Origin of the sequence: Cytophaga aurantiaca DSM 3654, from assembly GCF_000379725.1 — a bacterium.
Classification (GTDB): Bacteria; Bacteroidota; Bacteroidia; order Cytophagales; family Cytophagaceae; genus Cytophaga; species Cytophaga aurantiaca.
This window is the reverse complement of record NZ_KB903641.1, coordinates 14,450-28,573: the sequence shown is the minus strand read 5'-3', so window position 1 is coordinate 28,573 and position 14,124 is coordinate 14,450. Positions and strand designations below refer to the sequence as shown.

General features: G+C 37.5%; 10 protein-coding genes. 9 read left to right on the top strand and 1 reads right to left on the bottom strand.

Annotated features, from left to right (window positions below):
• Positions 1-124: 124 nt before the first annotated feature.
• The 4 genes from tpiA to plsY all read left to right on the top strand — a co-directional run bounded on the left by tpiA (position 125) and on the right by plsY (position 7,777).
• A complete protein-coding gene (gene tpiA / locus A3EE_RS0111035; protein WP_018343504.1) occupies positions 125-880 on the top strand; it encodes a triose-phosphate isomerase in 756 nt (251 codons plus the stop codon).
• Between the two features lie 223 nt (positions 881-1,103).
• Complete coding sequence (prmA, locus tag A3EE_RS0111030; RefSeq protein ID WP_018343503.1) at positions 1,104-1,934, top strand: 50S ribosomal protein L11 methyltransferase; 831 nt, start codon at positions 1,104-1,106, stop codon at positions 1,932-1,934.
• 44 nt (positions 1,935-1,978) lie between these two features.
• A complete protein-coding gene (locus tag A3EE_RS0111025; RefSeq protein WP_018343502.1) occupies positions 1,979-6,988 on the top strand; it encodes a hypothetical protein in 5,010 nt (1,669 codons plus the stop codon).
• 138 nt (positions 6,989-7,126) lie between these two features.
• Positions 7,127-7,777 carry a glycerol-3-phosphate 1-O-acyltransferase PlsY gene (gene plsY / locus A3EE_RS0111020; RefSeq protein ID WP_018343501.1) on the top strand — a complete coding sequence of 217 codons (651 nt, stop codon included), beginning with the start codon at positions 7,127-7,129 and terminating at the stop codon, positions 7,775-7,777.
• On the opposite strand, the gene A3EE_RS0111015 is transcribed toward plsY, so the two are convergent.
• Positions 7,758-8,861, bottom strand: coding sequence for an anhydro-N-acetylmuramic acid kinase (locus A3EE_RS0111015; protein WP_018343500.1), 1,104 nt, complete (start codon positions 8,859-8,861; stop codon positions 7,758-7,760). The two genes, plsY and A3EE_RS0111015, sit on opposite strands and share 20 nt — an antisense overlap.
• A 91-nt stretch (positions 8,862-8,952) precedes the next feature.
• On the opposite strand from A3EE_RS0111015, the gene A3EE_RS0111010 reads away from it, so the two are divergent.
• The 5 genes from A3EE_RS0111010 to A3EE_RS0110990 all read left to right on the top strand — a co-directional run bounded on the left by A3EE_RS0111010 (position 8,953) and on the right by A3EE_RS0110990 (position 14,069).
• A complete protein-coding gene (locus A3EE_RS0111010) occupies positions 8,953-9,663 on the top strand; it encodes a type III pantothenate kinase (RefSeq protein ID WP_018343499.1) in 711 nt (236 codons plus the stop codon).
• Positions 9,656-11,128: a porin family protein gene (locus A3EE_RS0111005; RefSeq protein WP_018343498.1), complete on the top strand. Its 1,473-nt coding sequence runs from the start codon at positions 9,656-9,658 to the stop codon at positions 11,126-11,128. The genes A3EE_RS0111010 and A3EE_RS0111005 overlap by 8 nt, the downstream gene beginning before the upstream one ends.
• Positions 11,128-11,652 carry an LPS export ABC transporter periplasmic protein LptC gene (gene lptC, locus A3EE_RS0111000; protein ID WP_018343497.1) on the top strand — a complete coding sequence of 175 codons (525 nt, stop codon included), beginning with the start codon at positions 11,128-11,130 and terminating at the stop codon, positions 11,650-11,652. The genes A3EE_RS0111005 and lptC overlap by 1 nt, the downstream gene beginning before the upstream one ends.
• A gap of 4 nt (positions 11,653-11,656) precedes the next feature.
• The gene (locus tag A3EE_RS20395) at positions 11,657-11,896 is read left to right on the top strand and encodes a hypothetical protein (RefSeq protein WP_157446982.1); all 240 of its coding nucleotides are present in this window, start codon (positions 11,657-11,659) and stop codon (positions 11,894-11,896) included.
• A 79-nt stretch (positions 11,897-11,975) separates the two neighbouring features.
• Complete coding sequence (locus tag A3EE_RS0110990) at positions 11,976-14,069, top strand: peptidylprolyl isomerase (protein WP_018343495.1); 2,094 nt, start codon at positions 11,976-11,978, stop codon at positions 14,067-14,069.
• Positions 14,070-14,124: the final 55 nt, after the last annotated feature.

The following is a 14,124-nucleotide window of genomic DNA, read 5'->3' as shown; positions in this document are numbered from 1 at the left end:
CCCAAGAAACTCAGGCGTTCCGCCTTTAGCTTTAATCTTTCTGCTTTCGTCAATTCTTATTATATTTGGCTTATTACTTATTATTGAAAAACCCGAATCAAACATATAAATAAGAACATCGATTATGAGAAAGAAAGTAATTGCAGGAAATTGGAAAATGAACAAAACACTTGAAGAAGGCTTGGCGTTGGCATCTGAAGTGGTAAATATAGCAAAGGATGAGGTTCCTGCAGATGTTAATCTTGTAATGTGTATTCCATACATTTCACTGGCAGCTATTTCTAAGATCGCTGGTGATAAAGTAGCTATTGGAGCGCAGAATGTATATCAAAAAGAATCAGGTGCTTTTACAGGTGAGATTTCAGCTTCTATGTTGAAATCTGTTGGCGTTAAATATGTGATCATTGGTCACAGCGAAAGAAGAGAATATTTTGGCGAAACAAATCAGCAATTGGCTGATAAAGTAAACATTGCATTGGCAAACGGTTTAACTCCGTTATTCTGCTGTGGTGAAACACTTGCTCAAAGAGAAAAAGGCATTCATATTGATTTTGTTAATACTCAATTAACAGAAGGCCTATTCCACTTATCTCCGGAAGATTTCAAAAAAGTAGTAATTGCGTACGAACCAATCTGGGCAATCGGTACAGGTGTTACAGCATCTGACGAACAAGCACAGGAAATGCATGCAAAAATCCGTGAGCATTTAGCATCTAAATACAGCGCTGCAGTAGCAGATGAGATCAGCATTTTATATGGTGGTAGCATGAAGCCTGATAACGCAAAAGGTTTGTTAGCATGCAAAGATATTGATGGTGGTTTGATTGGCGGTGCTTCTTTGAAATCACGTGATTTCATTGATATTGCTAAGTCTTACTAATCGTTTTAATACGTCTACTGCTTCCTGGCGCGAGTCTTAGCGAAGCGGGACTCGTGTCATCTATTTTGCAGTCTTTGACTGCATTTGTAGCTAAGTCAAGTAGTCAAAGACTACAGAATGATAGACACCAGTCTGAAGACTGGCGCCATATGCGCTAGTACGCGTATTCATTATTATAAATTTAAAATATATAACCCCGACTCTTGTCGGGGTTTTGTTTCTTATGGACCAATACATTAAAGTTGATATAGCCGTTGATGAAAACGAGCAGGAACGTGTTATGGCAGAGTTACTAGCCATTGGTTTTGATTCATTTGCTGAACACGTAAATATGCTGGAAGCGTATGTAGAAAAAAGCGCGTTCGTAGAAGCGGACTTAAAAGAAGTGTTGCACGAAATTAATCCGTTGTATACATACTCGTTTGCAGACATGCCAAACATCAACTGGAATGAAGAATGGGAAAAGAATTTTGACCCATTGGTTATTGCAGATCAATGTTATGTACGTGCTTCGTTTCATCCCGAAAGACCTGAGTTTAAGTATGAAGTTGTGATCAATCCGAAGATGTCGTTTGGCACGGGTCATCATGCTACTACTTCGTTGATGCTCCAATATGAATTGGAAACAGATCTTCAGGATAAAATAATGATTGATGCAGGCTGTGGAACAGGAATTCTCAGCATTTTAGCTCAAAAAAAAGGAGCAAAGAAAATATATGCGTTCGATATAGAAGATTGGGCTTTTGAAAATTTGATTGAAAATTGTAATTTGAACGGATGTGATAGGATTCAAACCGGACAAGGTACAATCACAGAGATTATTCCGGCAGATATTCAGGTTGATATTTTATTGGCGAACATTAATAAAAATGTATTGCTGGCCGAAATGGATGAGTACTACAAACGTCTGCTTCCAAACGGACTGCTTTTCTTAAGCGGTTTTTACGAAGAAGATATTGAGGATATTTTAAAACGTGCGAACGAAGCAGGTTTTGAAAAGGAAAGTTTTAAAGTGAAAGATCGTTGGGTTTCAATGAAACTACAAAAAAAATAAAATGGCTGAAAAGCCGTTAAACGTATTTACTATAGATTTTGAACATGCAGAAAATCCAAAAATATTCCCTTCTGTTTTTTATTTGTTTGCTCACAAGCATTTCGGTGTTTTCGCAGCAAAAATTTTCAGGCGATCCTGCTGCATATCCAGGTGAAGCTGCAGCAATGATGGAGGTTACCAAGAACCAGGAGTGTATTGAAGCAGGTTCAGCCTTAGGCGGAGCATGGGGAGCATTCAGTGCCGCTCAGCAGAAGAAAGTAGTTGAGGTTTCACAAAAAATGGTTAAAAGTAAAAAGTTAAGAGCCAATCCGCATTTTAGAGATTTTTATCTGACGCTTACTGCAATGCAAGGTAAGGGTATGGGTGGTGTTCAGCTCGATACATTTTTGATCATAACAGATCAGTTTATAGAGACCATGCAAGGGCCTCAAATGGAGGTGTTTTTTAAAACAACGAAATTAATTACTCAACAAAATCTACTCTATGCCTCTAACTACAACACACTTCAGGTGGAAGGCGGGAGCTTTGCTTTTCAAATAAAAGAGAGCAAACCGGCTTTTGTAGAAGAAGTGCCGGCACCGGCAGATACTGCAACGGAAAATCAGTTTGAAGACTGGGATAATTTTGATCAGAACGAAGAAACGTGGGGAACATTGGATGAAGAACCTGCACCTACAAATGAACAAGCATTGGATGTTGGTTATGAACCGACTCCTCAGCCAAATGTAGATGGCCCTGTTATTGTATTGAAAGGCGTTACCTTAGTAATAACAACACCTGTAGATACGGTACGCATTAAAAATACCAGCGGTGTTGTTTCTTTAAAAACAGGACTCTTTGTTGGTGAAGGCGGAACATTTGATTGGTCCAGTGTAGGCTTGCCTAATGTATATGTGGATCTGGGAGGCTTTAACTTTCCGATCAGAGGCTATCGGATTGTATCAGAAGGTTCACGCTTGCATTATCCGGAACAAACAGACTCCATTCCGATTGGTGTGTTTGAATACAACAGCATGAAAGCAAAAAGCTATGCCGATAAAAACTATCCGCGTTTCAAATCTTTTTACAGCAACATTCCGGTTAAAGGCTTAGATAAAAACATTGAGTATCATGGAGGTTTCTCCATGTCCGGTAAAAAAATATACAGCTCTTCTATTGATGAAGGCTTTTCAGAAATTAAAATCTTAAAAGGGGGTGAAGTAAAAGTTAAAGCAGTATCAAACCGCTTCCAACTTGGAGATTCATTGATCACAAGTGATTATACGAAGCTTGTGATCTATCAAGGAACGGATTCTATTTATCACCCGGGTACCATTTTAAAATACAATAAGAATAGTGAGTTTTTGCGTTTGACTAAAACCAATGGCTATAGAATGGCTCCGTTCTTAGATTCATATCATAAGCTTGAAATTACTGCAGATGCATTGACATGGAATCTGAATGAAGATAAAATTGATTTTAAAATTATAAATGGACGAACAGAAATTGCTGCATTATTTGAATCGCAGGAATTTTATGAATTATCAAAATATGCCCGCTTGAAAGGTATTTATCAATTTCACCCGCTGCAATTGATCGTTTGGTATTCGGATAAAATTAAATCCAGAGAATTTCCTGTAATTGAACTTGCGGATGCTTCTAAACTTCCTGCTGAAACCTTGAAAGGTGCTATGATACAATTGATGAAGCTTGGCTTTGTTGATTACAATAGCCGTACAGGTTTGGTAGTAGTAAAGGATAAAGCATTTCACTATGTATTATCAAGCAGAGATAAAAAGGATTATGATAACATCAATTTCGTTTCGCTTACACCTTCAGGTGCGAATGCGGAATTGAATTTAACATCTAAATCCTTGATCGTACATGGTGTAAAAAGAATTTACATCAGTGATTCCCTATCTGTAAATTTTGAGCCGGATAGCAATACCGTAGAAATATTAGCAAACCGGGATTTTAAATTTAATGGAAAGATCAACACGGCGAATTTTCAATTCGTAGGTACTGATTTTGAATTTAATTACGATAGCTTTTATGTTGTATTGACAAGTATCAATGCGATCAAACTTGCGGTGTCTGATGAAGATACAGTTGATACAAAAAAATCCGGTAAAGCGAAAGTATTGACGAATGAATTGAGATATTCATCCGGTATCTTATACATCAATAAGCCGAATAATAAGTCTGCACGTAAAAGATATGCGGAGTATCCGATCTTCCACGCGTCTACCGGAGCTTCAGTATTTTTCAATAAAAAAGATATTGCAAAAGGCGCATACGACACAACGTTTCAATTTAAAATTCCTCCATTTACAGTTGATAGTTTGAGTAATAACGATCCGAGTGTAATTGGTTTTGACGGAACATTTGAATCGGGCGGGGTCTTTCCGCCTTTTGAAGAGCGGCTTGTTGTAATGCCGGATTATTCACTTGGGTTTACGCACCCAACGCCCCCGACAGGTTATAAAATGTATGAAGGAGATGCTGTATACAACAACATGCTTAAGCTGGATAATCAAGGTCTGCGAGGTAATGGTGAGATCAAGTATTTGAATACAACATTGCTGTCGAAAGATTTTGTATTCTTTAAAGATTCAACACTTACGGATGGTACAAGCATGGTGACAACTGCTGGTACAAATCCGCTGCTGGATCCATCGGTAACGATGCCGGATGTTAAAATCGGTCCGTATCGTTTGATGTGGAAACCAAAGGTAGACAGTATGTACATGTCATCCATTACAGAACCATTCAAATTGTATGATTCAACAGCTACGTTTGATGGGACATTGGGACTAACACACAAAGGTATGTATGGTAAAGGTGTACTATCCACCAAAGATTCAGAAACTGAATCTGAAAAGTTCCATTTTGAAGACATGCACTTAAGTGCACACGATGCAACGTTCAGAATTAAATCTGACAACCCTGAAAAACCTGCGTTGAAAACAGTACAATCCAAACTGGATTACGATCTGAAGAAAGGAATTGCTACGTTTGGGCCTGAAAAAGAAGGTTTTGCAAGTACTGAATTTCCATATGCACAATATAAAACCAGTATAGGTAAAGGTACGTGGGATGTTGCTCAGCGCAAGATATACCTTGAAGCAAGCGATTCTACAAATATTGGCAATTCATATTTCTATACAACAAGCAAGGAACAGGATTCACTTGTGTTTAATGCAAGCAGAGCTGAATACATAATGGATTCGCTTACATTAAGTATTTATGGAATACCTTATATTGTTGTAAACGATGGTAAAATTACGCCTGATGGTCACCATGTGATGATTCGTGAAAATGCCGTAATGCAAACACTTAACAATGCCGTTCTGGATTTCGATACGCTTACAAATTATCATCACTTGTATGATGGCAATATAGACATCTTCGGTCGCAAGAATTTCAATGGCGAGGCTCTTTACCGGTATGTAAACTTAGGAGCAGATACGTTGCAGATCTTATTCAGTAATTTTAAATATACCCCTGCTACAGATAAAAAGAATACCGATTATTTGACTACTGGTATTGCGCAGGTGCAAGAAAAGGATTCATTGTTTGTTGGAGACAAAATTCTTTACAAAGGAAACATCACGATGAAGTCGCCTGAAAAATTCCTTGCATTTGAAGGCTTTATTAAGCTGGCATTAAAGGGACAGCTAAGTTATTCTTCATGGCTTAAATACACCAATACAGGAACCACCAATACCGTGTCCCTGGATCTGAACAGTGCAGTTTCTGAAAGAGGAAATCCGTTGGTAACAACATTGTCTTTTGATACCAAATCAAATCAATTGTATCCAAACTTTATTTCAGAAAAAATCCATCCGGAAGATCAGGATCTATTACCTGTAACAGGTATTTTCCAATACCATCCGGATTCTACTGAATTTGTTGTAGGTAGTGCAGAAAAGCTGAACGGAAAATCATACAAAGGAAACTTCCTCTCTTATAATGACAATACATCTGGCATTAAATTCGGCGGTAAGTTTGACATATTAAAACCGGATGCAAATGTTACTGCATATACATCCGGTATCGGTCGCGCTAAATTGATTGAAGATGAATATAGTTTCAATTACTTTATAAGCTTTGCATTTAAAGGCAATACCGTTCCGCTTGCTGCAATGGCAACAAATATTTCATCGCTCTCTATCCAGCCACCAATACAGGATGAGGCAACTGCTTTTGAAGAAAGCACAGTGAAATATCAGCAAGAGAAAGATGATTTATTATTCCAAAAACTGGCAGAGTTTATCGAGGATGCTGGTGTTGCGAGTTACAAAAGTAAGCGTGCCTCCGGACAAAGCGGTATTTCAGCTTTAAGTTCAAATTTTCAAAAGGGAATTGTATTCTCTGAAATTAAGATGAACTGGTCGCCGGAATATAAGGCATTTTATAGTGTTGGACCGATTGAACTTGCAAGTATCTTAAAAACGGATATCAATAAAGCTGTTAAAGGATATATAGAAATTAAAAAATCAATTTCCGGAGATATCATAACAATTTATTTGGAACCTACTTACGGCAATTGGTATTTTATTAAATACGAAAATAATAGATTGGCATATGCATCTTCAAGCGGTGATGTGAGTGGAGCCATTGCTTCAAAAACGAAAGGTGAAATGCCGGATCGCTCTAAGTTCTTTGTTGTACAGGCTGAAGCGATGGAGGTGAATCAATTTACTGGTGCATTTAAAGAGCAGTATAAAGTGGAGGATGATTATGTAGAAGAACCTGCATATGATCCAACAGCTGTAACAGATTCATTGCCTATCGGCAGCGATTCATTGGCAATGGATTCTGCATCTGTAGCGAAACGTAAGCAGCTGCAATTGGACGACACGAATAATACGCAGCAACGTGTTGACGAGAGCAAGCCAGATGAGTACAAAGACAATGCAACGGATGCAAATCAATATAAAATGCAGGAGCAGGATACTACCTACGAAGAAGGTCAGGAAGGAGATCAAAATAAAGCAAACAATAAATCAACCATTGAAGAACAGCAGCAAAAACAACGAGATCAGGAACAACTCAAAAATTTATTTAAGTAGCGTTGTTTTTCGTATCTTTGAATTTAAATAGCTTTCTACTTAATCAACCAATAAAAACAATATGTAAACAGAATGTGTACGTAATTTCCACAGCAATTACGTGCAACGATATTTCTGTTTATACCGTACAATTTAAATATGATTAATATACTATATATCATTTTCGGTGCCTTTATAGCTTATTTGATGGGCTCATTTATTACTGCGATCTGGTATGGTAAACAATATCACAATATTGATATCAGAACGGCTGGGAGTGGTAATGCGGGTGCTACAAATACCTTCAGGGTACTAGGCAAAAAAGCAGGTACGATAGTGATGCTGATCGACATCTTCAAAGGCTGGGCGGCTACAAGTCTTGCAGTTTTTTTAGTGCACTTTTCGATTATTGAAAGTATACAACTGGATGTATATAAATTGATTTATGGTTTGGCCGCTGTAATGGGTCACATCTTCCCGATATTTGAACGTTTTAAAGGAGGTAAAGGAATTGCAACTTTATTAGGTATGGTGTTAAGCATACAGTTAGAAGCTGCATTGATTTGCTTAGCTGTATTCTTGGTTGTGTTGATCACTACCAAATATGTTTCAATAGGTTCTATTCTATCAACGTTAGCATTTCCTCTGATGATTATTTTTGTACCAAAATTTCATACAGAAACACCTATTGTCATTGTGTTTGGATTTGCCATTTTCTTAATGGTTGTTCTAACACATAAAAAAAATATAAAGCGACTGTTTCTTGGGGAAGAAAATAAAACGTATCTGATCAAGAAAAGAAGTCATTAAAGTTGCCATACACGGCACCGCCAATTGTATCAACAGAAGCACCGGTAACGGTGCTTTTTGCATTTGGTATATTTTGCATGCGTAGTAAACCTAAAAAGCCAAAAATAATAGCTTCTTTAAATTGAATGGTATTCGCATCCGGTATGATCAGCTCAATTTTTTTATCGGCAAAGCTTTTTATGGATTCAATTAAAAAAGTATTGAATGCACCACCGCCTGTAATTAATAACTGCTGCTTGCCTTCTTTTACAGGTAATGCAGAAAGACATGACGCAATTTGCTGTGCAGCATGCAGAACGATTGTATGAAGAATATCTTCGATTGGATGTGTTGCATATTGCGCAATCAGTGGAAAAACTTCTGCATCTACCCATTCTCTGCCAATGGATTTGGGCGCTGCTTGTTTGTAATACTTTAGATCATTGAACTGCTGTAGTAAAGCAGGAATAAGCTTTCCGCTTTGAGCAATACGTCCACCATCATCGTAACTCTTACCTATTTTTAATGTATAGGCATTCAATAAAATATTTACGGGACAAATATCAAATGCTACATTTTTATGATTGGATACATAACTGATATTTGCAATTCCGCCTAAATTAAGACAGCCGCTATACGTGCCAAAAAGCAATTCATCGCCAAGCGGTACAAGCGGTGCGCCTTGTCCGCCAAAGGCCACATCAACAGACCGCAGGTCTGTTACTACCGGAATGTTGCACGCTGCATACAACGAAGCACCGCTGCCAATTTGTAAGGTATAGCCTTCAGCAGGGTTATGAAATATGGTATGGCCATGTGCGGAAATCAGATCAATAGAGAGTTGGTGGTCCGTTATAAATTTTTTAACAGCAGTTCCTTGAAAGGCACCAAATGAACGGTCAAGCGCAATCAATTCTTCCCCTGAAATTTTCATAGCCGTATTCAGGCCAATTTTAAATTGTTCGGAATACTCAATAGTAGTAGCTGCAAGTGTTTGGTATGTCCATTGATTATTTTTTTGTTCAAAGACACAAACTGCAATGTCCAGACCATCTAAAGAAGTACCTGACATTAACCCTGCAACCGTATATGTTTTATTTTTCATGAGTCAATAGATGTAAAATTAAAACTAGGCAGACAAACGTGATTAAACAACTTGGAACTTCTTTATATTTGGAAATAAATTGAGCAGCAGCATGAACATTGTTTTGGATGTGGGGAATACATACATAAAAGCAGGTGCTTTTGAAGGCGATACCTTATGCTGGACGCATGTTTATTCAGAAATGAGTGAAGTAATTTTGAAGGTGCAGGAAACAAAGCCGGCTCATGTATTTGTTTCAAGTGTCCGGAAAGACAAGCTGTTTGATGCCTTGACTGCATCGACTAACCTGCTCTATTTCAATTCCGAGACAGTTTTGCCTATTAAAATTGATTATAAAACGCCTGATACGCTGGGTACGGATCGCATTGCAGCAGCAGTTGGCGCAACTGTACTATACCCGAAGCAGCATAATCTGATATTTGATCTGGGCACCTGTTTAACGCATGGCATTGTAGATCAGGATCACATATACCATGGCGGCAGTATCAGTCCGGGTCTGGAAATGCGCTTGAAGGCATTGCCTCATTATACGGCCAAACTACCACTGGTTGAGATTCCTTCAGAAAAAATAGAATTAACGGGCAAATCTACCACAGAATCCATCTTGAGCGGGGTTATTTGCGGAATGCAGTTTGAAATTGAAGGTTTTGTTGCAGCATACCAAAATAAATACCCTACAATAAACGTATTATTGACGGGTGGAAACTCCAGTCTTTTTGAAAAGAGGCTAAAAGAAGCCATCTTTGTAGTTGCTGAGTTGAATTTAATAGGTTTAAATCGAATACTGAATTATAATGTTTAATGACTTTAAGGGATTCGTCCTACTTTCTATATCATTTTTTATTGCAATTGTATCTAATGCTCAGGGCTTAGGAAATTCTCCTTATTCCCGGATCGGTATCGGAGATGGAATGTCGTATAAAGGAAATATACGTAATATGGGCATGGGCTATGCCGGCTCAAGTTTATCAAGTAAAGATTATATGAATGTGTTGAACCCGGCGGGTTTGGCAAATTTTAAACATCAATACAATGACTCATTGGTAAAGTTTGATGTTGGATTTACCATTCAGTATAAGTCATTTAAATTCGATGATACGAAAGCTTCCTCATCCGGTGCGAACATTAATAATATTGCCTTTACGGTTCCTATTTCAAAAGTCTATACATCGGGCTTAATGCTGTCTCCTTTAACCATCGTTCAAAATAAATACAGTTATAAAGATAGCGTAGCGAACGATCCGAACAATTACAGCGCTATGTATAAATATCTGGGTAACGGTGGCGTATATCAATTACAATGGATGAATGGTGTAGGTATTACTAAAAATTTGGCTTTGGGTATGACCATAGCCTATAATTTTGGTTCGATCACACAAGAAGCAACTTCACAAATAATTACGGATCCAAATTATCCGGATGCTGAAAATGAAGTGGGTGCAAATAAAAAAACAAATTACAGCGGAGTATCATTCAAGCCGGGTGTTCTGTATAAGAGACAGATATTTCAACGTAAAAAAACTATCTCGTATTCTATAGACAGTACGATTGTCTATGCTTCAGACGGTACTCCATACTATGCTGTAGATACAACACGCATAGAGAGTGTTTCCAGAAAAATTACTCCTATTAATTTTAAATTCGGAGCAAGTGCAGAACTGTTCCCGGGAGTAAAAGCTACAGAGACACAAAGTTTGTTTGTTCGTAATCCAAGAAATTTAGTGACATCGGATTCAACCGTATCAAAGACAAGAAGTACTGCTTATTTTCCAACAACCTATAGAGTAGGTGCCAGTTTTGAAAACCCGGGATATTGGCTGGTAGCTGCAGACTTTGTTTACACCGATTGGTCTAATTTTGATAAGAACAAAGCGAAAGACAGTGAGTTAAATTCTGCATCGTATACATTTGCTATAGGCGGAGAAATTATACCTCGTAATTTTGTTAAGAATTCGAATAAGATATATCGCGGACATAGGGTTAAGACGTATCGCGCAGGTTTTTCTTATACCGCCACACCTATTAATATTGCAGGTAAAACATTGTATGATTATGCATTCTCAGTAGGCACATCCATACCAGTTGGTGTTCGTTCAAAAGGAAGTGTAAATACTGCTTATGTACCAATCCTGCCTAAAGTAAGTGTTGCGTTTGTAGTTGGTCAGCGTTCTACCTTTACTGCAACACAGCTTTCAGAGACCTACTTTAGATTGCAGCTGAGCATGACTCTTTATGATAAATGGTTTCATAAAAGACGTATACAATAATGTTACGCTGGCTCATATTTTTCAGCACAGCATGTATGGTAAGCTGTGCACCTAAAGTAGAGCAGACTGCTGTCTATATTGCGCCCTATGCCGGCCCAATGATGACTGCAACAAATATTGAAACAATATACAGCGATTCTGGTGAAACCAAATTAATTCTGAAAGCTCCCGTGCAGCTATTATTACAGAACAGCGATAGAGAATTTCCGAAGGGAGTTTATGTTGAATTTTTTGATGAACAAAAAGATCCCAAAGCAATATTGACTTCCAACTATGCAATTTTTTACAAAGAGAAGAATCTGTATAAAATTTCAGGGAATGTCGTAATTGATAATAAGCGTGACGGGAAAAAAATGTCTACAGAAGAATTATTCTGGTCGCCTGCAACGAAGAAGATCTATACCGATAAGTTTTTAGTAATTGAAACAGCAAATGAAATTGTAAAAGGAAATGGAATGGATGCTACTCAGGATTTTTCTTCTTACACTATTCGGACAGTAACAGGGATTGTTTCAGTAAAATAACCGTATGAAAAGTAAAAGCACTTTAACCGTAGTTCTTTTTTATGCGATGGCAGGGATGTTGATGATTTCTATACATCAGAACATGCGCAATGGATTTGCAGCAGCTTATATGTTTTACATGCTTACGTTCATGCTTTTTTTAGGCTTTACGTATCGTAAAATGAATGAGTCAAAAGAGGATGAGGATAACCAAAACCACAAAAAAGTCCAAACGGGCACAAAATTTAATAAAAAAGGCAAATAATTAATTTTCAAATCGACTCCAGACTTTTGTTTTTACGGAGGTTTGTCGTTATTTTGCAATTCTTTAGAAACGTATAAAAATGGGTATTTTCAATAAAATCAATCAAAGATCTGGCCTCGTAGTAGGTACTATTGTATTAGGCTTAGTGCTATTCCTTTTAGGGGATGCTTTTACATCAAGCAATTCTATCTTTTCAAGTTTTAAAAACAAAGTAGGTGAAATTGGTGGTACCAGTATCACTATTGAAGATTACCAAAAAGCCATTGCGAAGGCTGAAGGACTTTATGGCGGTTCCAGCAACAACACAAACATGGAAGATATTGCCTGGAATCAATTAATTTTTGACAATTTAAATATACCTGTATATGAAAAAGCGGGTATTGCTATTTCTGAAGAAGAAAGAGGAGATTTAATTGAAGGTGAGCACATGTCTGAAATTGTAAAACAACAATTTCAAAGTGCTGAAAACGTAAAACAGTTTATTGCAAATCTGGACAACAGCAACCAATTCCAATCTCCGGAAGAGCAAATAGCACTTCAAGGCCGTTGGAAAGCAATGAAACAATATGTTTTCGACGAAAGAATGCGCAGCAAATACGATGCGTTGATCAAGAAGTCTGAATATGTTACAAAAGCAGAAGCACAACGTTACTACCACAGCTTAAATGATAAAGCAGAAGCGGAGTATGTATATGTACCATATTATTCTATCAAAGATACAATTGCTGTAACGGATGAAATGATCGAAAAATATATTAAAGATCATGCAAAAGAATTTGAAGTAGAAGAAGGCCGTTCAATTGAATTTGCTGTATTTAACAATACACCTTCTGCTGAAGACAGTGCATATGTTAAAAAAGATTTGATTGCGATCAAGGAAGAATTTAAGATAGCAAAAAATGACACTGCATTTATCCGTTCAAATTCAGACGCACCTGCAGAACCATCTTATGTACAGATTAGCCAGTTGCCGGAAGCAATGTCTAAAATGGTAACGTCTTTACAAACGGATAGCGTATATGGTCCATTCCCAAGTGGCCAGGGTTATACATTGACAAAAGTGATCAAGATCGAAAGCGATACGAATGTTGTAGCAAAAGCTAGCCATATTTTATTCCGTACAAACGAAACAGATCCTGCAGAGAAAAAAGCAGAAGCTAAAAAACAAGCACAACAGATCTTAGCTGAAATTCAAAAAGGAGCAAGCTTCGAGAAAATGGCTGCACAATATGGCGGCGATGGTACTGCTTCCAATGGAGGTTCACTGGGTTGGTTTGGAAAAGGTCAAATGGTTAAGCCATTTGAAAATGCAATTTTCAGTGCGAACAAAGCAGGTGTATTGCCAAACATTGTTGAAACACAATTCGGTTACCACATCATTCGTGTTGACGTACCTAAAATGGGTAAGAAGTTTTTAGTTGCAACTGTACAGAAAAATGTTGAAGCATTTGATGCTACTGTAGATTCGGTTTACAGAGTTGCAGATGGTTTTGCTTCGTCTGTAAAAGATACTGGAACATTCAGAACCGAATTGAAAAAATTCAAGTTTGGCGCTGCTAAATATGAGCAGGCAAATATTGATGGAGCTGCTAAAAGCATCACAGGTGTTACGGAAGCGAGAGAAATCATTAAGTGGTTATACAGCGATGACAGAGATGTAAACAATGTATCTAATGTATTCTCAGTTGATAACAAGCAGATCGTTGTATTGGTTACAGGTATCCGTGAAAAAGGTCTTGCTTCTGCTAAAGATGTAAAAGATCAAGTGAAACCTAAAATCGAAAATGAAGAAAAAGCTAAACGCATCGCTGCAAAATTAAATGCAAACGGTACAAACTTAGCTGCGATAGCAAAAGCGTATGGTTCGGATGCATTAACAGGCAAAGCAACAGACATTCTTCTTTCTTCAGGAATGATCACTGGTGTAGGTTATGAGCCTGAAGCAGTAGGTGTAATATTTGGTCTTGGTAAAGATAAAGTATCTACGGTACTTACAGGCGAGAACGGTGTATTAATCGTTAAGAATTTAAACTTTACGAAATCAGAAGTTGCAGATTACAGCCAGTTTGTTTCTCAATTACAGCAGCAACGTAACAACCGTATTGCATACGGTGTTATTGATGCAGCTATTAAAAAGACATCAGAAATTATAGATATGCGTTATAGATTTTAATTGAATTTATAAACAGAATTTTAAAGTCATCCCGATAGCTATCGGGATGACTTTT